The 23,378-nt window shown below is 63.3% G+C and carries 15 protein-coding genes and 1 riboswitch; of the genes, 10 read left to right on the top strand and 5 right to left on the bottom strand.

Going from position 1 to position 23,378, the window contains the following annotated elements:
* Window positions 1-6 precede the first annotated feature (6 nt).
* A complete protein-coding gene (locus tag BUA36_RS00665; protein ID WP_072780541.1) occupies window positions 7-441 on the bottom strand; it encodes a Spy/CpxP family protein refolding chaperone in 435 nt (144 codons plus the stop codon).
* A gap of 230 nt (window positions 442-671) precedes the next feature.
* Between BUA36_RS00665 and BUA36_RS00660 the strand changes: the two genes are divergently transcribed.
* The 9 genes from BUA36_RS00660 to BUA36_RS00620 all read left to right on the top strand — a co-directional run bounded on the left by BUA36_RS00660 (window position 672) and on the right by BUA36_RS00620 (window position 17,517).
* Entirely contained in the window at window positions 672-2,090 is a 1,419-nt protein-coding gene (locus BUA36_RS00660; RefSeq protein ID WP_072780539.1) for an efflux RND transporter periplasmic adaptor subunit, read from the top strand.
* Window positions 2,087-5,185: an efflux RND transporter permease subunit gene (locus BUA36_RS00655; protein ID WP_072780538.1), complete on the top strand. Its 3,099-nt coding sequence runs from the start codon at window positions 2,087-2,089 to the stop codon at window positions 5,183-5,185. The genes BUA36_RS00660 and BUA36_RS00655 overlap by 4 nt, the downstream gene beginning before the upstream one ends.
* Window positions 5,182-8,445, top strand: coding sequence for an efflux RND transporter permease subunit (locus BUA36_RS00650; protein ID WP_072780536.1), 3,264 nt, complete (start codon window positions 5,182-5,184; stop codon window positions 8,443-8,445). Before BUA36_RS00655 ends, BUA36_RS00650 begins: the two co-directional genes overlap by 4 nt.
* Window positions 8,442-9,875: an efflux transporter outer membrane subunit gene (locus tag BUA36_RS00645; RefSeq protein ID WP_072780535.1), complete on the top strand. Its 1,434-nt coding sequence runs from the start codon at window positions 8,442-8,444 to the stop codon at window positions 9,873-9,875. The genes BUA36_RS00650 and BUA36_RS00645 overlap by 4 nt, the downstream gene beginning before the upstream one ends.
* A 74-nt stretch (window positions 9,876-9,949) precedes the next feature.
* Window positions 9,950-12,520 (top strand): chemotaxis protein CheB, encoded by a 2,571-nt coding sequence (locus BUA36_RS00640; protein ID WP_072780533.1) that lies wholly within the window; start codon window positions 9,950-9,952, stop codon window positions 12,518-12,520.
* A complete protein-coding gene (locus tag BUA36_RS00635; protein WP_072780531.1) occupies window positions 12,517-14,190 on the top strand; it encodes a sensor histidine kinase in 1,674 nt (557 codons plus the stop codon). The genes BUA36_RS00640 and BUA36_RS00635 overlap by 4 nt, the downstream gene beginning before the upstream one ends.
* 32 nt (window positions 14,191-14,222) lie before the next feature.
* Window positions 14,223-16,358: a S46 family peptidase gene (locus tag BUA36_RS00630; RefSeq protein ID WP_072780530.1), complete on the top strand. Its 2,136-nt coding sequence runs from the start codon at window positions 14,223-14,225 to the stop codon at window positions 16,356-16,358.
* On the top strand, window positions 16,355-16,999 hold the full coding sequence (gene pnuC, locus BUA36_RS00625) for a nicotinamide riboside transporter PnuC (protein WP_229255578.1): 645 nt from the start codon (window positions 16,355-16,357) through the stop codon (window positions 16,997-16,999). The genes BUA36_RS00630 and pnuC overlap by 4 nt, the downstream gene beginning before the upstream one ends.
* Window positions 16,996-17,517 (top strand): AAA family ATPase, encoded by a 522-nt coding sequence (locus tag BUA36_RS00620; RefSeq protein WP_072780528.1) that lies wholly within the window; start codon window positions 16,996-16,998, stop codon window positions 17,515-17,517. The genes pnuC and BUA36_RS00620 overlap by 4 nt, the downstream gene beginning before the upstream one ends.
* Here the strand turns inward: BUA36_RS00620 and BUA36_RS00615 are convergent.
* Complete coding sequence (locus tag BUA36_RS00615) at window positions 17,514-19,661, bottom strand: TonB-dependent siderophore receptor (RefSeq protein WP_072780527.1); 2,148 nt, start codon at window positions 19,659-19,661, stop codon at window positions 17,514-17,516. The genes BUA36_RS00620 and BUA36_RS00615 overlap by 4 nt on opposite strands.
* Window positions 19,662-19,717: 56 nt before the next feature.
* Window positions 19,718-19,816: riboswitch (TPP riboswitch) on the bottom strand.
* A gap of 112 nt (window positions 19,817-19,928) precedes the next feature.
* Between BUA36_RS00615 and BUA36_RS00610 the strand changes: the two genes are divergently transcribed.
* Entirely contained in the window at window positions 19,929-20,429 is a 501-nt protein-coding gene (locus tag BUA36_RS00610; RefSeq protein ID WP_072780525.1) for an Imm26 family immunity protein, read from the top strand.
* On the opposite strand, the gene BUA36_RS00605 is transcribed toward BUA36_RS00610, so the two are convergent.
* The 3 genes from BUA36_RS00605 to ompR are packed head-to-tail and all read right to left on the bottom strand — an operon-like array spanning window position 20,401 to window position 23,255.
* Window positions 20,401-21,105 carry a hypothetical protein gene (locus tag BUA36_RS00605; protein ID WP_072780524.1) on the bottom strand — a complete coding sequence of 235 codons (705 nt, stop codon included), beginning with the start codon at window positions 21,103-21,105 and terminating at the stop codon, window positions 20,401-20,403. The genes BUA36_RS00610 and BUA36_RS00605 overlap by 29 nt on opposite strands.
* A complete protein-coding gene (locus BUA36_RS00600; RefSeq protein WP_072780522.1) occupies window positions 21,105-22,472 on the bottom strand; it encodes an ATP-binding protein in 1,368 nt (455 codons plus the stop codon). The genes BUA36_RS00605 and BUA36_RS00600 overlap by 1 nt, the downstream gene beginning before the upstream one ends.
* 15 nt (window positions 22,473-22,487) lie before the next feature.
* Entirely contained in the window at window positions 22,488-23,255 is a 768-nt protein-coding gene (gene ompR, locus BUA36_RS00595) for an osmolarity response regulator transcription factor OmpR (RefSeq protein ID WP_072780521.1), read from the bottom strand.
* Window positions 23,256-23,378 lie beyond the last annotated feature (123 nt).

Below are 23,378 nucleotides of genomic sequence, written 5' to 3'. Positions count from 1 at the left end.
CAATTCTTACATGCCTCGGAAGCGGCGTCCATGGCTCAGGTGTTCGGCCAGTTTCTTGCGCTGTTCCGGCGTCAGATTATCACCGACGTCGGCCACCAGCTGGAGCACGCGGCTGGAGGCCTTGTCGGCCAGCGCCAGGCCTTGCTGACGCGTGGCTTCCATGGCGGCACGGTCGATGGTGGGCGCGCTTGCCTGTTCGAGTAGTTTTTTATGCAAGTCATGCAGCTGCTCGTGCAGTGGCTTGAGATCGGCCATGGCGGCCTTGAGCAGTGGATCGATCTTGGCTTTTTGTGCGTCAGTGGCTTGCACTTCGGCGTACAGTCGGCCGATATGTGCGTGCGGCCCGCCCGCATGGCGCTCGACGGCGTAGGCGCCCACGCCCACAGCCAGTGCGGAACCCAGCACAAATGCGGCAACGGTCTGACGGTTGAAGATACTCATGACAATCTCCTGGTTGAGTGACAGTGAAGCCAGTATGCGGACCGTACGTTTAGGCGCCATGTCGCGCCGGTAAAGATATGTAAAGGCAGTTTAACGATTGATGCTGAAGTCCTTGTTTTGTAGCGAGTTTGTAACCCATGACCGTCGCTGACAGGCACTTATGCTAGAGTCCTCGCATTGATGCCGTGGCGTGTTTGCCATGGGTACGCACGTCTACAAAAAGGAAAAAGATGGATTCGCAAGCCAAGCCGAATTTGAATGCCAACCCTCCTAAACGCAGCCGTAAATTGCTAGGCAGCGTGATTGCCGTTGCCGCCATGGCGGGCCTGGGCGGACTGGCGTGGCACTTGACCCATCAGCCGGCCGGCAATGCCGCCGGTGCACAAGGCCAGGGCGGTCCTGGCCCCGGCGGCCCAGGTGGTCCCGGCGGTCCGGGCGGCGCAGGCGGTGGACGGCGCGCACCAGCGACCACGGTCGGCGTCGCGGCTGCGGAAAAGGCTGATATTCCCGTGACGCTGGAAGCGCTGGGCACGGTCACGGCAGCTGCCACCGTCACAGTGCGTCCGCAGGTATCGGGCATCCTGCAAAACGTCCTGTTCAAGGAAGGCCAGATGGTGAAGGCGGGGCAGGTGCTGGCGCAGATCGATCCGCGCCAGTTCGAGATGTCGCTGATGCAAGCGACCGGCCAACGCCAGCGCGATGAAGCGCAGCTGGAAAACGCCAGGCTGACGCTGAACCGCTACCGCACGCTGCTGGGCCAGGACTCGATCGCGCGCCAGGACGTGGACACCCAGGCCGCGTTAGTGAAGCAGCTCGAAGGCACGGTCATGACCGACAAGGCGGCCGAAGGCACGGCCAAGCTGAATCTGGGCTACACCAAGGTGGTGGCGCCGATCTCTGGCCGCGTAGGCTTGCGCGCGGTTGATATCGGCAACCTGGTCGGCTCCAGCGATGCCAATGGCATTGCCACGATTACCCAGCTGTCGCCGATTGATGTGGAGTTCTCGATTCCGCAGGATAGCGTACCCGCAGTGGCGCAGCGCGTGAACGAAGGCGCGAGCCTGCCGTCGCTGGCGTTGGACCGCACGCGCACCAATACGCTGGACAGCGGCAAGTTCTATGCAATGGATAACCAGATCGATACGCAGACCGGCACCGTGAAAGCCAAGGCGCGCTTCGCCAACAACAAGATGGCGCTGTTCCCCAGCCAGTTTGTGAACGTGCGCCTGGAACTGCGCACTATCAAGGATGCCATCATGGTGCCGGTGACCGCGCTGCGCCACGGTACCAACGGCGATTTCGTGTATGTGCTCAAGGCCGACAAAACGGTGACCGTGCGTGCGGTCAAACGCGGCGCGGCGACCGTGGACAAAATCCAGATCACCGAAGGCCTGCAACTGGGCGAACAGGTCATCACCGAAGGTGCGGACCGCCTCAAGGAAGGCGCGAAAGTGACGCTGCCAGGGCAGGGCGGTGGCCAGGGCGGCCAGGGTAAGGGCGGCAAGGGTGAACACGGCGGCTGGAAAGGCAAGCGTGACGGCGCCGCTGCTGCGGATGGCGCCAGCGCCGCCGCAGCTTCCGCACCGGCCGGCGAAGCCCCATCCGGCGAGCATCGCCGCCGCAACAAGGAAGGCGCAGCACAACAATGAGTCCATCCGCACCATTCATCCGGCGTCCGGTAGCGACTTCGCTGCTGATGCTGGCGATCATCCTGGCGGGTATTGTGGGCTTCAGGTTCCTGCCGCTGTCGGCATTGCCGCAGGTGGACTTCCCGACCATCCAGGTACAGACGCTGTATCCGGGCGGTAGTCCGGAAGTGATGGGCCAGACCGTGACGGCGCCGCTGGAGCGCCAGTTCGGCCAGATGGCCGGCCTGCAGCGCATGAGCTCCACCAGCGCCGCCGGCGTTTCCATCATTACCCTGCAATTCAGCCTGGGCCAGTCGCTCGACGTGGCCGAGCAGGAAGTGCAGGCCGCGATCAATGCCGGCGCTTCGCTGCTGCCGACCGATTTGCCGGCGCCGCCGGTCTACGCCAAGGTCAACCCGGCCGATGCGCCGGTGCTGACGCTGGCGATTACGTCGGACACGATGCCGCTGACCGAAGTGCAGAACATCGTCAACACGCGCCTGGCGCTGAAAATCAGCCAGGTCTCCGGCGTGGGCCTGGTGACGCTGAGCGGTGGCCAGCGGCCTGCGGTCCGCATCCAGGCGGACACCAATGCGCTGGCGTCGTATGGCCTCGGCCTCGATACGCTGCGCACCGCCATCACGGCGGCCAATGCCAATGGCGCCAAGGGCAGCTTTGACGGTCCGACGCGCGCCTACAGCATCAACGCCAACGACCAGCTGGTTACGGCCAAGGACTATCAGGAGCTGATCCTGGCCTACAAGAACGGCGCACCGGTGCGCCTGACCGATGTCGCGCAGGTGGTGGACAGCGCCGAGAACGTGGAGCTGGGCGCGTGGTCCGGCACCAGGCAAGCCATCATCCTCAATGTGCAGCGCCAGCCGGGCGCCAACGTCATCGCCACGGTGGACGCCATCAAGGCGCGTCTGCCGGAGCTGCAGGCTGGCCTGCCGGGCGCCATGCACGTAGAAGTGCTGAGCGACCGTACCACCGGTATCCGCGCCTCCGTCGAACACGTGGAGACAGAGCTGGTGCTGGCGGTGGTGCTGGTGGTGCTGGTGATCTTCGCCTTCCTGCATAGCCTGCGCGCGACCGTGATTGCCAGCCTGTCGGTGCCGATTTCGCTGATCGGCACCTGCGGTGTGATGTATTTGCTGGGCTATAGCCTCAACAACCTGTCGCTGATGGCGCTGACCATCGCCACCGGTTTCGTGGTCGATGACGCCATCGTCATGATCGAAAATATCTCGCGCTACATCGAAGAGGGCGAGACGCCGATGGCCGCTGCGCTCAAGGGCGCCAAGCAGATCGGCTTTACCATCATCTCGCTGACGGTGTCGCTGATTGCGGTGCTGATTCCGCTGCTGTTCATGGGCGATGTGGTGGGGCGCCTGTTCCGCGAGTTTGCGATTTCGCTGGCCATCACCATTCTGATTTCCGCCGTGGTGTCGCTGACACTGGTGCCGATGATGTCGGCGCGCTGGCTGAAGAATCACGCCGAGGAAAAACCATCCCGCTTTGCGCAACGCTTCCAGCAGTTCTTTGACTGGGTGATTGGCCATTACGACAAATCGCTGACCTGGGTCATCGATCACAGCGGCCTGACGCTGCTGGTGGCGCTGGGGACGCTGCTGCTCACGGTGCTGCTGTATGTGGTGATTCCGAAAGGCCTGTTCCCGACGCAGGACACGGGGCAGCTGCAGGCGCGCCTGGAAACCGGCAAGGCGGTCTCGTATGACAAGATGGCCGCCCTGCAGCAGCAGGCCGCCAAGGCGATCCTTGATGACCCTGACGTGAACAACCTCAGTTCCGTGGTGGGCGTGGATGCAGCCAACAACACCATGCTGCACACCGGCAGCATGCTGATTAACCTGAAGCACAAGCGCATCGGCAGCCAGCAGGAAACCATGGACCGTCTGCGCGCCAGGATTGCCGAGATCCCTGGTCTGACGCTGTACCTGCAGCCGACGCAGGATCTGACCATCGATGCAGAAACCGGCCCGACCCAGTTCCGCGTGTCGATTGAAGGCGCCGACAACGCCACTGTCAACGAATGGGCCACCAGGCTGGCGGCGCAGATGCGTACCAAACATGAATTGCGCAACGTGGTGTCCGATGTCGGCGCCAGCGCCAATGCGGCCTACGTTACCGTTGACCGGGATACGGCGTCGCGCCTGTCCGTTACCGCGGCCTCTATCGATGATGCGCTGTATAGCGCGTTTGGCCAGCGTATCGTCTCGACCATTTTCACGGAGACCAACCAGTACCGCGTGATCCTGGAAGCACGCCGCGACGATATCACCACGCCGGCCGACCTGGCCAACCTGCAGCTGCGCACCGGCTCCGGCAAGGCGACGCCGCTGTCGGCGGTGGCCACCGTAAGCGAACGCGCGGCGCCGCTGCAGATCACCCACGTGGCGCAGTATCCGGCCACCACGCTGGGCTTTGACACCGCCTCCGGCGTCTCGCTGGGGACGGCCGTGGAAAGCATCCGCCAGGCCGCGGCCGAGATCAAGTTCCCGGCTTCGGTGACCATGACCTTCCTCGGTGCGTCCGGCGCGTATCAGAATTCGCTGTCGAACCAACTGTGGCTGATCCTGGCCGCCGTGATCTGCGTGTACATCGTGCTCGGCGTGCTGTATGAAAGCTATATCCATCCGCTGACCATTCTGTCGACGCTGCCCTCGGCTGGTGTCGGCGCCTTGCTGGCGCTGCTGGTGACTGGCCAGGATCTAGGCGTTATCGGCATCATCGGCATCATTCTGCTGATCGGCATTGTGAAGAAAAACGCCATCATGATGATCGACTTCGCGATCGAGGCGGAACGTGATGAAGGCAAGGCGCCGCGCGATGCCATTCACCAGGCCGCGCTGCTGCGTTTCCGTCCCATCCTGATGACGACCTTGGCCGCGCTGTTTGCCGCCGTGCCGCTGATGTTCGGCTGGGGCGAGGGCGCGGAGCTGCGCCGTCCACTGGGTCTGGCCATCTTTGGTGGCCTGATCGTCAGCCAGATGCTGACGCTGTTCACCACGCCGGTGATCTACCTGGGTTTTGACAGCCTGGCCAGCCGCTTCCGCCGCAAGCCAGCGACTCATGCCGAAGGTGGTGCGCTGTGAATCTGTCCTCGCCATTCGTCAAGCGCCCGATCGCTACCGTCCTGCTGACGATAGGCGTGGCGCTGGCCGGCATCGGTGCGTTCTTCGTGCTGCCGGTGGCGCCGCTGCCGCAGGTGGATTTCCCCATCATCTCGGTGAACGCCACGCTGCCGGGCGCCAGTCCGTCCACCATGGCGACCAGCGTGTCGACGCCGCTGGAGCGGCATCTGGGCACGATTGCCGGGGTTAACGAAATGACCTCGCAGTCCAGCACCAGCACGTCCAACGTCACCTTGCAGTTCGACCTGAACCGCAACGTGGACGCGGTGGCGCGCGAGGTGCAGGCGGCGATCAATGCCAGCCGCGTGGATTTGCCGGCTTCGCTGCGCAGCAATCCAACCTACCGCAAGGCGAATACTTCCGGTGCGCCCATCATCATTCTGGCGCTGACCTCCAAGACGCGTACGCCGGGCCAGATCTTTGATTCGGTCTCCAACATCGTGCTGCAACGCCTGTCGCAGGTGACCGGCGTGGGTGACGTGGAGCTGGGCGGCAGCTCGCTGCCTGCGGTGCGGGTGGAGCTCAATCCCTATGCGTTGAACCGCCAGGGCTTGTCGATGGAGGATGTGCGCGCGGCCCTGCAGGCCACGAACGCCAACCGTCCACGCGGTGCGATCCAGGGCAACGGCCGCCGCTTGCAGATCTATTCCGAGGCGGCCAACGCGATTGGCGGCCGCAGTGCTTCTGATTACCGCAATCTGGTCGTCGGCTGGCGCAATGGCACGGCGATCCGCCTGCAGGACGTGGCGGAAGTGGTGGACGGCGTCGAAGACCAGAATAACCTTGGCCTGTTCAATGGCCAGCCGGCGATTATCGTGCTGCTGCGCTCCCAGGCTGGCGCCAACGTGATTGAAACCGTGGACAGCGTGCGCGCACAGCTGCCGACCCTGCAGGCGCAACTGCCGCCGGATGTGAAGATCGAGGTGGCCAGCGACAGCACCAACTCGATCCGCTCGTCGCTGCACGAAATTGAGGTCACGCTCATCATCTCCATCCTGCTGGTGGTGCTGGTGGTGAGCGTCTTCCTGCGCAATGTGCGGGCGACGATTGTGCCGACGGTGGCCACGGTGGTGTCGCTGCTGGGTACCTTCGGCGTCATGTATCTGCTGGGTTTCAGCCTGAATAACCTGTCGCTGATGGCGCTGACCGTGGCCACCGGCTTTGTGGTGGATGACGCCATCGTGGTGCTGGAAAATACCACGCGCCATATCGAGGCCGGCATGGACCGCTTCAAGGCGGCGCTGCTGGGCGCGCGCGAGGTGGGCTTTACCGTGCTGTCGATCAGCCTTTCGCTGATTGCCGTATTCATTCCGCTGCTGTTCATGGGCGGCCAGTTCGGCGCGCTGTTCAAGGAATTTGCCGTCACGCTGTCGGCTGCGGTGATGATTTCGCTGGTGATCTCGCTGACCACCACGCCCATGATGTGCGCCTGGCTGCTGACGCCGGGCGGCCATGAGGCCAAGCCGCCGGGCCGCGTCGCGCGTTTCTTTGAGCGCGGTTTCGACGCTGTTCTCAAGGGCTATGAGCATAGCCTGGACTGGGCGCTGCACAGCGTCTGGCTGGTGATGCTCAGCCTTGTGTTTGTGATCGGCCTGAATGTCTATCTGTTTGCGGCGATTCCCAAAGGCGGCTTCCCGCAGCAGGATACGGGCCAGATCAGCGGCGGCATCCGCGCCGACCAGAGCATCTCCTTCCAGGCCATGCAGGGCAAGCTGCGCCAGCTGGTCAACATCATCAAGGATGATCCCGATGTCGCCACGGTGGTGGGCTTTACCGGCGGCCGCCGCGCAGGCGGTGGTTTCATGTTCATCAATCTGAAACCGGCCAGCGAGCGCAAGGCGGCAGGGCAAGCGGTGATTGCGCGCCTGCGGCCCAAGCTGGCCAGGGTGACTGGCGTGAGCCTGTTCCTGAGTCCAGTGCAGGATCTGCGCTCGGGTGGACGCTCGGCCAACGCCAACTTCCAGTACACGCTGAAATCGGACAATCAGGCCGACCTGAAAAAATGGGCGGCGCGTCTGGCGGAAGCGATGAAGGCGCAAAAAGGCCTGACTGATGTGGACTCCGACCAGGCGGATAACGGCGTCGAGACGTTTGTCACCATCGACAAGCAGAGCGCGGCGCGGCTCGGCGTCTCCACGCGCGATATCGACAATGCGCTGTACAACAGCTTCGGCCAGCGCCAGGTGGCGACCATTTACAGTGAGCTCAATCAGTATCACGTCATCATGGAGGTGCCGCGCTGGTACGCCAAGTCGCCGGAGGCGCTGAACGACGTGTATGTGCCGTCCAAGGGACTGCCGACGCCGTCGGCTTCCAATCCGACCGGTGCGCCGGTTGCGACCACGACGTCGGCGACCGGCAATGCCACTGCAGCCAATGTCGCGGCGCCGGCGGTGAAAGATGCGTCATCCGGTTCGGCGCTGAGCACGATGGCAACCAAGATGGTGCCGCTGACCACATTGGCGTCGTTTGCCGAAAGCTCGGCCGCCACCTCGATCAACCACCAGGACGGCGAACTGGCCACCACCATCGCGTTCAACCTGGCCGAAGGCTACAGCCTGTCCGACGCTGCAGAGCAGATCAAGGCGGCGGAAGCGGACATCGCCATGCCGAACAATGTGCGCGGCAGCTTCCAGGGTTCGGCCAAGGCGGCGCAAGACAGCAACAAGTCCCTGCCGTTGCTGATCCTCGCGGCGATTGTGGTGATCTATATTGTGCTGGGCATCCTGTACGAGAGCCTGGTACATCCGGTCACGGTGCTGACCACCTTGCCGTCGGCGGGTGTGGGCGCGGTGCTGGCGCTGCTGGTGTTCAAGATGGAGTTCTCGACGATTGCGCTGATCGGCATCTTCCTGCTGATTGGTATCGTCAAGAAGAACGCCATCCTGATTATCGATTTTGCGCTGGAAGCCGAGCGTGCACGAGGCCTGTCGCCGATGGAAGCGGTGCGCGAGGCTTGCCTGCTGCGCTTCCGTCCTATCCTCATGACCACGGTGGCTGCTGCGCTGGGCGCCTTGCCGCTGGCGATCGGTTTCGGCGAAGGCTCGGAACTGCGCCAGCCGCTGGGCGTCGCCATCATCGGTGGCCTGATTGCCAGCCAGTGTCTGACGCTGCTGACGACACCCGTGGTCTACATCCTGATGGACAAGCTGCGCCGCCGCAGCCCGTCCGAACAACAACTGAGCCGCATCCATAGCGACCAATCGCCGATTACACCATGAGCAAATACGCACCAACTCCCCGTTATTCATTGATTGCGCTGGCCGTGGCGGCTGCGTTGCTGTCCGCGTGCTCGGTTACGCCAAGCTACAAGGTGCCGGAGACGCCGCAGCCAGCGGCTTTCAAGGAAACCGCCACCGATGCGGACAAGGCGGCCGCCGGCTGGACCGCCGCCGCACCGGCCGATATGCTGGAGCGCGGCCCGTGGTGGCAGCTGTTCGGTGACCAGCAGCTGAACCAGATGACCGAGAGTATCGAGGTCAATAACCAGAACGTGGCTGCCGCCGTGGCGGCCTATGCGCAGGCGAGGGCGCTGGTGGCGCAGCAGCGCGCCACGCTGTTCCCCAGCGTAGACCTGAACGGCAGCGCGACGCGCACCGGCGGTGGCGGCGACACCAAGACCGGTAACCAGTACCGCGCCAATATCGGCGCCAGCTGGGAGCCGGATGTGTGGGGCAAGCTGCGCGCCGGTGTCGGCAGCGCCAACGCCAGTTTGCAGGTGAGCGCGGCCGAGCTGGCGGCGGCACGCCTGTCGGCACAGGGCGAACTGGCCACCAACTACTTCTCGCTGCGCCAGGCCGATGCCGAAAAGGCGCTGCTTGACGCCACGGTGGAAGGTTATGAGCGCGTGCTGCAAATTACCCAGAACCGCTTTGACGCTGGCATCGCCGCCAAGTCCGATCTGCTGCAGGCGCAAACGCAGCTGGCCAGCGCCCGCATTGACCAGATCACGCTGGTGCGCCAGCGCGCCAACCTGGAGCATGCGATTGCCGTTTTGCTGGGCAAGGCCGCCAGCGACTTCACGCTGGCGCCGGCGTCGTGGACAGTCGTGGTGCCGGATGTGCCGGCCGGCGTGCCATCGACACTGCTGCAGCGCCGTCCGGATATCGCTGCCGCCGAACGCCGGGTGGCGGCGGCCAATGAGCAGATCGGCATTGCGCGCAGCGCCTACTTCCCCAGCCTGAACCTGACCGGTTCCTTTGGCTATGGCGCGGCCTCCACCGGTGGCCTGTTCAACGCCTCGAATAATCTGTGGTCGCTGGGGCTGACGGCGGCACAGACCTTGTTTGACGCCGGCGCCACCAAAGCCCGCGTCAGTGGGGCGGAAGCGGCGCGTGACCAGGCAATTGCCAGTTACCGCCAGACGGTGCTCGCGGCGTTTGCCGATGTCGAGAACCAGCTGGCAGCCACCCGCACGCTGGCGCAGCAGCAGGACTTGCGCAAGGCGGCGTCCGAAGCGGCGGACCAGGTCGAGGTGCAGATGCTGAACCGTTATCGCGCCGGCCAGGTCAGCTACAGCGATGTGGTCACCGCGCAGAATACCGCCCTGACCGCGCGCCGCGCGCTGGTGCAGTCGCAGGCCGACCGCCAGACCACGGCCATCGCGCTGATCCAGTCGCTCGGCGGTGGCTGGCATGCGGCAGGCAACTAAGCCGAAACAGACCCTTTAACGGCGTAGCCTTGCTGTATAATCATCTGGCAAGATGTACATAAAAACACGCCTCGATGAACAAAACAAGCGCTACCGCCGTTCCCGCCGCTGAGACGCTACTGCCCATCGTAGGTATCGGTGCATCGGCCGGCGGCCTCGATCCCATTTGCGAGTTTCTCGTCAGCGTGCCGGCTGACAGCCGGTTTGCCTATGTGGTCGTGCAGCACCTGGACCCGCTGCATAAAGGCATGCTGCCAGAACTGCTGCAGCGCATGACCAGCATGAGGGTGTGCGAGATCGAGGACGGTATGGCGGTGCAAGCCAATCATGTCTACGTCATCCCGCCTGGTCACGACATCGGCATCGAACACTATCATTTCACATTGCAAGCGGTTGCGGCGCGGCGCGGCCACCATCTGCCGATCGACAGTTTTTTCAAGTCGCTGGCTTTGCACAGCCGCGATGTCGCGATTGGCGTGCTGTTTTCCGGCATGGGAGCGGATGGCTCGGCGGGCCTGAAAGCGATCCGCGACAGCGGCGGCCTGACGCTGGCGCAGCTGCCGTCGTCGGCCCGCTTCGATCCCATGCCCTCCAATGCGATTTCCAAACGCGCCGTGGATATGGTGGAACTGCCCGGGCAGATGGCCATGCGGATTGCCGAATGGTGGGCGACGCAGGAATCCGGCCTGCCGGAACAGGCGATGATCCAGCGTGAAGGCTTGCAGCAGCTGTTCCAGCAGCTGCTCAAACAGACCGGCGCCAACTTCTCCGACTATAAACTGAGCACGGTGCTGCGCCGGATTGACCGGCGCATGAAGCTGCGCCAGTGCAGCTCGCTGGCCGACTATGTGAAGTTCATGCGCGCCAATCCGGCCGAGGTGGAGCTGCTGTTCAAGGAGCTGCTGATCGGCGTCACCAACTTCTTCCGCGATGCCAAGGTGTGGGAGTACCTCATGAACACGGCGCTGCCGCAGCTGATTGCGGAGCATCCGGAAGGCGCGGCGTTCAAGGCCTGGGTCGCCGCCTGCTCGACAGGCGAGGAAGCCTATTCGCTGGCCATCGCCTTTAACGAAGTGCTGGAGCGCCTGCGGCCCACGGCGCACTACACGCTGCAGATCTTCGCGACCGACCTTGATGACGACGCGGTCGATCAGGCCCGCCAGGGCGTGTTTGGCGCCGATATCGAGGCGGATGTGTCGGTCGAGCTGCTGCAGCGTTACTTTATGCCGGCCGAGAAAAATGGCTATCGTATCCGCAAAGATGTGCGTAATATGATTATCTTCGCGCGCCAGAACGTGATCTCCGATCCGCCATTCACCAAGCTGGACATCCTGTGCTGCCGCAATTTGCTGATTTATTTTACGGCCAAGCTGCAGGAGCGGCTGATCCCCTTGTTTCATTATGCCTTGCGCACCGGCGGCCTGCTGATGCTGGGCAGCGCCGACACACCGGGGCACTTCAACGAATTATTCACCCTGATGCCCGGCGCCGGCCGTATTTACCGGCGATTGGATGCATCGATCCATCGCGTAGCGAATTATTTCCCGACCCGCGTCAGTAGCGTCGTGGCGCCCACAGTGATTGAACCAAGCAACCTTAACATGAACGGTAACCTTCAAATTCAGGTTGAGCAGATGCTGCTCAAGAAGCATGCGCCAGCTGCGGTGCTGCTGAACGCCCATGGCGACATCCTTTACATTCACGGGCGCACCGGCGCCTATCTAGAGCCGGCGGCGGGTAAAGCCAACTGGAATATCCATGCCATGGCGCGCGATAGCCTGCGCCATGAGATGGCGGAGCTGCTCAAGCGCTCGACCCAGGAAAGCGGCTTGATTGCGGTGCGTGGCCTGATTCAGCGCGACGAAGCAGGCAAGCCTTCACAGGCGCTGGACCTGACCGCAGAAGCCATGCCGGACAGCGGGCCGTTGCCAGGCACGGTGCTGCTGACGTTTTCCAGCGCGCCGCTGCCGCCCAAGAAGCGCCGTACGCGCTCGAGCAATCCCTATGTGCTGGAGCTGGAACAGCAGCTGGCGCAGGCGCGGCTGGAGATCCAGGCCGTGCGCGACGAGATGCAGGCCTCACGCGAGGAACTCAAGTCGGCCAACGAGGAACTGCAATCGACCAATGAGGAACTGCAGTCCACCAATGAAGAGCTGACCACCTCCAAAGAGGAGATGCAGTCGCTCAATGAAGAGCTGTACACCGTCAACGCCGAGCTGCAATCCAAGGTGGATGACCTGTCGCTGGTGAATGGCGACATGAAGAATCTGCTCAACAGCACGGACGTGGCCACCATCTTCCTGGATGGCGAACTGCGTATCCGCCGCTTTACCGACCAGACTACGCAGATCTACAAGCTGATCCCCAGCGACGTGAATCGCCCGTTGAGCGATATCGTCAACGATCTGCTGTACACGGACCTGGAGCAGGATGCCCAGCACGTGCTGCGCACGCTGGTGTTTTGCGAAAAGCAGATCGAAACCCGCAGCGGTGGCTGGTACACCATGCGTATCCGTCCTTACCGCACAGTGGACAATGTGATTGATGGCGTGGTGGTCACCTTCATCAATATCACGGAGCTCAAGCAGATGGAAGCGCGCCTGCTGCCGCTGTTGCGGGATAGAAGAGATGCGAGCCGGCCATGACCAAGCCCTCGCGCGCTGAGCTGGACGCCCATCTGCTGCGCGAGAACGCCGAGCGTGCCGCCGCCTCGCTGCCGCCGCAGCCACCGGCGGATACGCCCAGCGACCAGCTGAAACAGTGGCATGAGTTGCAGGTCACCCAGATCGAACTGGATATGCAGAACCAGGCGCTGGCCGAACTGCAGACCGAGCGCGATCTGGCCGATGAGCAGCGCGAGCGCTATACGGACTTGTACGACCAGGCGCCGGCCGGCTACCTGTCAGTGGACGACGAAGGCTACATCACCCGCGCCAATCTGGCGGCGGGCGAACTGCTGCGCAGCGGCCGCGATGAACTCATCGCCAAACGTTTCGAGCAGTTTGTGGCGCCGCAGGCGCAGGCAGGCTGGCGGCGCTTCCTGCAAGGCCTGTTTGCCAGCGGCGAGCGCGGTGTCATGGAAGTGCCCTTGTTTGATCCGGCGGACGCCGCCGGCACGCCATCGCGGCAGGTACGCATGGAAGCCAACCTGGAGGCGGGCGCGCGCAAGTGCCGCATCATCCTTACTGACGTTGGCACGGCGCCGGTGCGCGATGCCGTGCGTCTGCGCGCGCTGCAGGTACTGGACAGCATCAAGGAAGGGGTGCTGGTGTGTGACGCCGACTACCAGATTGTCTCGGTCAATCCGGCGTTCACGGAAATCACCGGCTATCCGGTGGAGGAGGCGCTGGGCCGCAATCCGCGCTTCCTGGGCCGTCAGACGGAACACCCGCCGGGGTATCATGCCGAGGCTATGCAGCAGCTGCGCAGCGAGGGACGCTGGCAAGGCGACGTTTTCAACTGCCGCCGCGACGGCACGCTTTACGTGGCGCATATGTCGCTGACGGTGATACGCGACGAGCATGGCGCGATCAGCTACCACATCGGCGTGTTCTCGGACGTGACGGCGCAGCGTCAGGCGGATGCGGAACTGCTGCGCTGGTCGCACGAGCTGGATGAACGGGTGGAGGCCCGCACCGCGGAACTCAGCGAATCGCGCGAACAGCTGCGCAAGCTGGCGGCACATCTGGAAACCATCAAGGAAGAAGAGCGCAAGCGCATTGCGCGCGATATCCACGATGAGCTGGGACAGAACCTGCTGGCGCTGCGCATCGATATTTCCATGCTGGGAACACGGACCAGCGAGCGCCACGCGCGCCTGCACCAGCGCGTCAACGCGGCGCTGGACAATGTGGACGCCACCATCCGCAGTGTGCGCGGCATCATGAATGAACTGCGGCCGGCGGTGCTGGACCTGGGCTTGCCGGCAGCGCTGGAGTGGCAGGCAGCCGAATTCCGCAAGCGTAGCGGCCTGGCGTGCACGCTGACGCTGCCGGACGATGCGGATAGCCTGGTGGTGGCGCCGGACATGGCGATTGTGCTGTTCCGTGGCCTGCAGGAAGCGTTGAGCAATGTGCGCCGCCATGCGCAGGCCAGCAAGGTGGCGATTGCATTGGCGCTGCGCGGGCGCCGTCTGTCGCTGACCATTGTTGATGACGGCATCGGCCTGGAGCCGGCGCCGGCCGGCACCGGCCAGCGCGATTCCTTTGGACTGATCGGCATGTCGCAGCGCGTGGCCGCACTGGGCGGCGCAATGGAGATTGGCACCCCGGCTACGGGCCATGGCTGTAGGCTGATGGTGAGCTTCGATCTATAATATCGGCGCCGTAATCAATCAGGGGCCATATCTTGTTAAAAAAATTAGTTATTCCAGCCGCGCTGCTGTGCGTCACAAGTGTACAAGCGGACGAAGGTCAATGGCAGCCGTACCAGCTGCCGCAATTGAAATCCGAACTGAAACGCGTCGGCATCGCCATTCCGGCGCAGAAGCTGGCGGATCTGTCCAAACATCCGATGAGCGCCATCGTGTCGCTGGGCGGCTGTTCGGCTTCGTTTGTGTCGGACGCCGGCCTGGTGGTGACCAATCACCATTGCGCGTATGGCGCCATTCAGCGCAACTCGACCCCTGAACACAATTACATCGCCAACGGCTTCCTGGCCAAGACCCGCGCAGCAGAACTGCCGGGCGGCCCGAACACGCTGGTGTACGTGACCGACAAGGTGGAAAACGTCACCAGCCGCGTGCTGAAGGACATTACGCCGGCCATGAGCGGCAAGCAGCGCAACGAAGCGGTCGAGAAAAACATCAAGTCGCTGATCGCCGAATGCGAAAGCGACAAGTTCTACCGCTGCTCGGTGCCGGCCTTCCACCGTGGCCTGGAGTACTACCGCATCCGGCAGATGATGATACGCGACGTGCGCCTGGTCTATGCGCCAGCCAACTCGCTGGGCGACTTTGGCGGCGATATCGATAACTACGAATGGCCGCGCCATGTCGGCGACTATTCCTTCCTGCGCGCTTACGTGGGCAAGGACGGCCGCCCGGCCGATCCGTCGCCGGACAACGTGCCGTACAAATCCAAGGACTTCCTGGTAGTGTCGGCTGAAGGCCTGAAGAATGGCGATCCGGTGCTGCTGGCCGGCTACCCTGGGCGCACCAGCCGCTACAAGCTGCCGTCGGAAATCCGCTACGCGCGCGACGCTGCCTATCCGGCCAAGGCTGGCGAGATCCAGTCGGACCTGGACGTGATTGCTGCGTCGACCAGGGACAACGAAGCCAACTCCGTGCGTTACGCCAGCGTGGTCAAGAGCCTCAACAACGTGATGAAGAAAACGCGCGGCCTGATGGACGGCTTTGCGCGCAAGGACATCGCCGCCATCAAGGATGTGCAGGACGCCGAGTTCCGCGCCTGGTACGCAAAACAGTCTGGCGGTAACAAGAATCTGCTGACGGAGCTGGATGCGCTGATCGCCGCCGACATCGCCCTGAGCGATGAGGAGTTCGGCCACAGCGTCGCCACCACCAGCGACTTGCTGAAATCCGGCACCACCCTGTACCGCCTGGCGCAGGAAAGCGCCAAGCCGGATGCGGAGCGTGAAAGCGGCTACCAGCAGCGCGACCTGGCCTTCATCAAGGCCCGCCTGAACCGCCTGGAGCAGTCGTATGTGGGCAGCGTGGATCAGGCGCGTTTTATCGCAGCCCTGCAGCGCTATGCCAAACTGCCGAAATCCATGCACATGACCGGCCTGGATGCCTTGCTTCCGCCGGTGGACAGCGTGCCGGCGCTGTACGCGCAATCGCAACTGGGCGACACCGCCCAGCGCCTGTCGTGGGTGGGCAAGGATGGCGCTGCGGTCGCCGCGTCGGATGATGCCTTCCTCAAGCTGGCGGTGAAGATCGACGGCGTGTCGCAAGCGCTGAAGGAGCGCCGCAAGGAACTGGACGGCAATCTGGAACGCGTGATCCCGCAATATATGGCGGCGGTTATCGCATGGAAGAAATCGCAGGGCAAGCCAGTGTATCCGGATGCGAATTCGACGCTGCGCGTGACCTATGGCACTGTATCGCCGTACTCGCCGAAGGACGGCATCACCAAAGGCCCGTTCACCACCGTCGAAGGCATCGTCGAGAAGAATACTGGCAAGGCACCATTCGACGCACCGGCCAATCTGCTGGAAGCCATCAAGGCCAAGCGCTATGGCAAGTTCAAGGATCCTGTGCTGGGCACCGTACCGGTGGACTTCCTGACCAGTACTGACACCACCGGCGGCAACTCCGGTTCGGCGGTCATGAACAGGAATGGCGAGCTGATTGGCCTAAACTTCGATTCGACCTACGAGTCCATCACCAAGGACTGGTACTTCGACCGCGATATCACCCGCGCCATTCATCTGGATATTCGTTATATGCTGTGGGTGATGGCGGAAGTGGATCACGCCGATAATCTCCTCAAAGAGATGACGATCAAGTACCCTAAAAAATGAACGCACTGACGCTCCTGCTTAGTTACGCCAATATGCCATTGCACCTGGCCGTATTCGCCACGACCCCGCTGGAGCTGCTGTCGTTCCTGCTGTCGGTGGCGACGGTGTGGTTGAACATACGCCAGAGCCACTGGGGCTGGCTGTTTGCCATCATTTCGTCCGCCACCTATGGTCTGGTGTTCTACGGTTCGCGGCTGTATGGCGACATGGGCTTGCAACTGGTGTTCATCACTGTCTCCATCTTCGGCTGGTATCAATGGCTGCATGGGGACGACCGCCATGAGAAGCTGCCCGTTACCGCGCTGGACGCGCGCGGCCGCTGGATCGCCGGTGCTGCGTGGCTGGCGGGCTTCGGCGTGCTGGCCTGGTTCCTCAAAACCTACACTGATACCGATGTACCCAGTTCGGATGGCTTCCTGACCGCAGGTTCGCTGATCGGTCAGCTGCTGCTGTCGCGTAAAAAGATCGAGAACTGGCATGTCTGGATCATCGTCGATATCCTGTATGTGGCGCTGTACCTGCACAAGCATCTGATCCTGACGGCCATTCTGTACGGCGTATTTGTCGGTATGGCGATTATCGGTCTGCGCGCGTGGAGCGGCGACGCCGGCACGGGTGGCCGCCGGCTGGCGATGGAATGAGGCCGCAGCGCATTGCCATTCTGGGGACAGCGTCGTCCGGCAAGACCACGCTGGCGGCCGCGTTGGCCAAGCGCTATGGCACGCTGTGGGTGCCTGAATATCTGCGCGAGTTTGTCGACGCCGCCGGCCGTGTGCCGGTGGACGCGGACCAGTTCCATATCGCCCGCGTGCAGCGCGAACGCGAGAACATGGCCGCGCTGGCAGCGCAGCGCTATCTGTTTTGCGACACCACGCCGTTGATGACGGCGGTGTACAGCCGCCATTATTTTGGCGGGATTGATGCGCAGCTGGCGCCGCTGGCGGATGCGCATCTGCAGGATTACGACCTCACGCTGGTGACGGCCGCCGACATCCCATGGCAAGCGGATGGCCTGATGCGCGAGAATGAAGAGGTCAGCATTATCATCAACCGCATGCTGAACCAAGAGTTGACGGCACGCGGTATTCCCTACGTGCCGGTAAGCGGCAGCATCGAGCAGCGCGTCGCGCAGGTTGCGGACGCGCTGTCGCGGCTTTAAAGGTCGAACTGCGCCGAGACGCGGAAGGTGCGCGAGGCGCCCGGCATCAGATAACCACCCAGATCCGGCGTCACATCGCGCCAGTAGAACTTGTCGAAGGCGTTGTCGACGTTGGCGCGCAGCGTGGTGGCCACATCGCCGATGCGGGTCGCATATGAAGCGCTCAGGTTCATCACGTGATAGCTTGGCACGAACACGGTGTTGGCGGCGTCAAAGGCTTTCTTGCTGCTGTAGACCCAGTTGGCCGCCACATCCAGGCCACGCACCTGCGGCACCGCATACTTCGCGTACAGGGAAGATTTGAACGCTGCCACATCGGTGACGCGCTTGCCGTCCAGCGTAGCCGAACCGGTGCCGCTTTGCTGGGTGTTCAGCGCGGTGGCTGATACGCCGACCAGCAGTTCAGGCGTGACACGGCCGGCCAGCGCCATCTCCAGGCCACGGTTCTGCGCTTCGCCATTGCGCACGAAGGTGTTGGCGGCGTCCGTGTACTCCAGGCCCTTGCGGATCTGGAACAGCGATACGCTGGCGCTCAGGTCCGGGCGAATGTCCGCCTTCACACCCACTTCCACCTGCTTCGATTTGCCCGGCTCCAGTGCGCGGCGCTGGTTCGCCGTGCCCATCGGCGCGACGCCGCCATGCTCCAGTCCCTGGGCGTACGACACATAGGTCGCTACGTTGGGACGCACGTTGTACACCAGCGCGAGGTTTGGCAGCCAGAAGCCGACGTCGGTGTGGGCATAGGGCAGTACCTTGCCGGCATCGACGCCCACGTATTCGTCGCGCTTGACCTGCGCGTAACGTGCGCCCGCATGCAGCTTGAGTTGCTGGTTGAGGCTCAGGATGTCCTGGGCGAACAGGCCGCGTTCATTGTCGCTGCGGCGTTCGGTGACCGGGCCGCTATCGCCTGGCGCCGGCGTCACCACCACCGGGCGATAGATGTTGCTGGTGCCCGAGTAGTCGTACAGGTAGTCGCCCCATTTTTCGCTGTTCTTGAAGAACGATGCGCCGGCGGTCAGTTCATGCTGCAGCGCGCCGGTGGCAAAGCGGCCCTGCAGCAGCGCCTGCGCGGTCAGCGGCGATTTCTTTTCGCCTTTGCTGATGTAGTTGTAGACGTCATAGTCGCCATTGCCGCAGAAACCGGGATACAGGTCCTGTGCGCCGCAGCCGTAAGGGAAGGCCGTGTAGTCGTCGCGCTTGAAGTTGTGCTGGTTGGCGCTGATGGTGGCGGCCCAATCCGGCGAGAACTTGTAGTCGAAGCGGACGCCGACGTTGCTGCTGGTGGTTTCCACGGGACGGGTCCATGGCTGGTCGTTCAGCAGCTGGTCAGCAGGGACGTTGGGCAGCGTGGCATTGTTGAGCAACTGGTAGCCCGGCGCGGTGATCTGCGATTTGCGCTGGTAGTCGGCATCCACCTGCAGCAGCGCTTGCGGCGAGATGCGCCAGTCGAAAGCGGCCGAGACGAATTTGCGGTTGCCGTCGGCGCCCTTGATGTAGGAACGCAGGCGCTCGGCGGCAGCGTTGATGCGGTAGCCGAAGCGGCTGTCCTCAAAGCGTCCGCCCAGATCGACCGCGCCATACAGCGTGCCGCGTTCGCGGGTTTCCAATACCACGGTGCGCAGCGGCGTATCGGTCGGGCGCTTGGTGACAAAGTTGATGACGCCACCGGGCGCGGAGACGCCGGACTGCAGGCCGGACAAGCCTTTCAGCACTTCCAGCTGTTCCTTGTTTTCCAGCGGGATCTGGGTGTCGCCGGCAATCGCCATGCCGTCCTTGCGGTAGCTCGAGGCGTTGTCCAGTTTAAAGCCGCGGATGGAGAACTGTTCAGCGTAGCCGACGGCGTTGTAGGCGTCGCTCAGGCTGGCGTCGAATTTGGCGGCATCGGTGGTGGAGCGGATTTGCAGGTCCAGCATCTGCTGCGCGTTCAGCACGCTGACCGACGCTGGCGTTTCCAGCAGCGGCGCGTTGGAGAAGCCGGCCACGCTGGCCGAGCTGGCGCGGACCTTGACGCCGCTGACGACGACTTCCGGCATGGTTTGGTCTGGGGCTGCGGCCGGGGCAACGGCTTCAGCGCGCGCGGCGCCGGACATAGCCTGTAAAACCGCCAATGCGATGGCGGACACTGCAAAGTTTGGTGTGGACATATCTGCTCTCTACTTGTTCGGCTGGAGGCCGGCGAAGAGAGCCATCAAAGGAGGGGAGAACCACTTTTGCGCTTTCCTTCGCTGGCATTATCCAGATCAGGTACGAAGGGTATCTCTCACCCGGAAATGCGTTTCCAGGACCCCTAGCGAGGCGCCAGTGTAACACAGTTGTCATCAAGGCTCGCCGCAGCAGTGCCGTGCGCCGTGTTTTGCGCGGCGCCGCTACACTGCGGACTTGCACCGCCCGGTGCTGATGAAAGGGTTGGAATGAAGCAGTCGTATCAAGAGGGGAGCTGGTTTGCCGTGCCATTGCTGGACGGCGGCTATGGTTGGGGCCTGGTCGCGCGCATGACGCCTGGCAGCAAAATCCTGCTCGCCTATCTGTTCGGTCCCAAACTGACGCGCTTGCCGTCGGTGGAAGAGCTGAATACCCTGCAGCCGCAGGATGCGGTCAAGGTGCTGCGTTGCGGCGACATGGCGCTGGCCAGCGGCCACTGGCGCGTGCTTGGCGATATCGCCGTGTGGGACCCGGCCATGTGGCCGGTGCCGCAATTCCTGCGCCGCGCCGATGCGCTCAAGCGCGCCTGGCGCGTGACGTATTCGGACAGCGATCCGGGCCGCTCGGAGCGCGAAGAGTCCGTGCCCTACGATACCCCCGGGCTGGAAGCGGACTCGCTGTACGGCTATGGTTCCACCGAGCTGCTGCTGACCAAGCTGCTGGAAGCGCCTGACCATCCCATCAACCTGCAGCACCCTCAGCACAGTTGACATTCCACGCGGCGTATTCGCCGCGGTGCTTGCGGACGGCGACGTGTACCCGCGTGTCACGGTCGCTCTCGAATACCATGCCGACCATGGCGGGAGCGCCGTTGGCGGGCGGCGCCGGCGCCATTGCGGCAAAGCGGAAGGTCAGCGAGCGCTGGCGCGCGCAGCCGGAATTCCCCGCAAACAGCAGGCGTGCGCGCTGCAGCAGTTCGCGATGCTGGCGCAGCAGCGCGGTGGCGTCCTCGTTCGATACGGCTGGGTCCATACGCACCGTGTATTGCGCTGCGGTGCAGATGACCTTGGGTGTCGCCAGCCACACATACCATTCCGGCGCTGCTGCCGACGGCGACCAGCGCTGTCCCTTGGGCGCCTTGGCGTCATAGATGTAGCTGGTGCGGACCTGGCGGCACAGCTCCGGCGTGTAGTGGCGCGGCGACGAATCCACACGCGCAATCACCTGCCATGGCTGGCCGCGCCGGCGCTGGATGTCGAAGACGGGGGCAAACAGCGATGGTCCGCCGCTGACGCGTGGCGGTACTTGTTCTCGATAGTACTCGTCAAAGGCATTGCGTTCATCGGCGGTCGGCTCGCGCTGCTGCACGGCTGGCGGCGCAGGGCGCGCGGCATGGACGATGGTGGCCACGCCGAGCAGCGCGGCGCAAACGAGGGTACGGCGCATTACAGGCCTTTCATGACAATCTGGATCAGCAGGCCGCCGCCTTCGCGGTTGCGCACATGCAGTTCGGCGCCATGGCGCGTGATGACGCGGTCGACAATCGCCAGTCCCAGGCCTGCGCCGTTGGCCTGGCTGCGCGCCTCGTCGAGCCGGGTGAAGGGCTTGAGCAGCTGCTCGATGTGCTCCGGCGGCACGCCGCTGCCATGGTCCTGGACTTCGATGGTCACGCGTTTGGCAGCATGCATGCCTTTGACGCTGCACTTGATGTCGATTTCGGTGTAGTCCGCGCCTGGCGTTTTGCCGTAGCGGCGGGCGTTCTCGATCAGGTTGTTGATGACGCGCTTGATGTCGGTGGCATTGCCCATGGCGTGCGCGCCTGGCGCGATGTCGGTGCCGATCCGCACATCGGGCAAGCGCGCGGCTTCGTGCGCCGTATCCGTCAGCAGTTCGCTGATGTCGACATTGATAAAGCTGGCCGCCTCGGTCGGTTTGGCGTAGTCGAGGAACTGGCCGATGATGGCGTCCATCTGGCCGATGTCCGACTGCATGCCCTCGCGCGCTTCCTGCGACAGATTGGCCATCTCTACCTCCAGCTGCATGCGCGCCAGCGGTGTGCGCAGGTCATGCGAGATGCCGGCCAGGATTACGGCGCGGTCGGACTCCACCTGCTGCAGGTCGTCCACCATCTGGTTGAAGCTGCGATTGGCTTCGAGGATTTCAAGCGGGCCTTTTTCCGGCAGCGGCGCCGGGCGCTTGCCCTGGGCGAAGTCGCGCGTGGCCTGTGTCAGGCGGCGCAGCGGCAGGTTAATCAGGCTGGAAATGAAGGCGGCGCCCAGCAGCGATACCACCGACACCACGCTGGCCCAGCCCAGCCACTGGATGCCGGTCAGGCCGCGGATGCGTTCGCGCTCGAGCATCAGCCAGTACTGGTCGTCGTCGATATTGAAGCTGACCCAGAAGCCGGCCACGCCATTCACCTTGGACGAGAAGCGCGTGTCCGCCCCCAGCTTGGCCTTGACCAGCTTTTCGATGTCCGGCATCAGCGCGTTGTCGGCCGGCGGTTCGACCTTGTCGTCGTCCTCGAGCGGGAACACGCGGATACCCTCGTTCGACACCAGCTCGAACAGCAGCTCGCGCCGCAGTTCGGGCGCGGAGTGGGTGAGGGCGGCGTGGGTGATGGTGACCACCGAGATCACCTGCGAGGAAATCTGCTGCACCTGCGGCTCGTGCTGCACCACGCTGATCATGCCGACCCAGGCCGTCATACTGGTGGTGGTCAGCGCCCCGAGCAGGAAGAAGGTGCGCCAGAATAATCCGCTTTTGAGGCTGGCGATGCGGAGGCCAAAGGGTAGCTTCGACGGCAACTTCATGAACGCGCCCGCGCCTTAGCGCGGCTGGCCCTCCGGAATGAAGACGTAACCCAGGCCCCATACGGTCTGGATGTACAGCGGGCTGGATGGATCGGGTTCGATGAGCTTGCGCAGGCGCGAGATCTGCACGTCCAGGCTGCGGTCGAATACTTCGTACTCGCGGCCGCGCGCCAGTTCCATGAGCTTCTCGCGCGACAGCGGCTGGCGCGCGTGGCGCGCGAACACTTTGAGCACCGAGAATTCGCCGGTGGTCAGCGGTACGGTCTCGCCGTTCTTCTTCAGCGTGCGCGTGCCCAGGTCCAGCACGAACTGGCCGAACTCGAAGGTTTGCGGGGTTTCCGATGGCGCGCCCGGGATTTCATCCGGACCACGGCGGCGCAGCACGGCGCCGATGCGGGCCACCAGCTCGCGCGGGTTGAAGGGCTTGGGCAGGTAGTCATCCGCGCCCATTTCCAGGCCGACGATGCGGTCCACGTCCTCGCCTTTGGCGGTCAGCATGATGATCGGCGTCTGGTCGCCGGCGCCGCGCAGGCGGCGGCAGATCGACAGGCCGTCTTCGCCAGGCAGCATCAGGTCCAGCACCAGCAGGTCGTAGCGCTCGCGCAGCCACAGCTTGTTCATGGCCGTGGCGCTTTCTGCGGTGAAGACGTTGAAGCCTTGTTCGGTGAGGTAGCGGCGCAGCAGATCGCGCAGGCGGACGTCGTCGTCCACTACCATAATCTTGGCCGCGTGGCCTTGCGCGTTGGCGTTGTTGTTGCCGGATTCAGTCGTTGTGCTAGTCATTTGGCTGCCAGAATTGTCTTATTCATGTTGCTATGGTAACGTCATATTCGTCCTGCGAATACGAACGCAAGATAACCCATTACAAAGTGTTACAAACTTTACCCATTTAGCCTTACCCCCTCA

The organism is Duganella sacchari (assembly GCF_900143065.1).
Taxonomy (GTDB): Bacteria; Pseudomonadota; Gammaproteobacteria; order Burkholderiales; family Burkholderiaceae_D; genus Rugamonas; species Rugamonas sacchari.
Note: the sequence above shows the minus strand (reverse complement) of the source record. Positions and strands in the feature narration are given on the sequence as shown.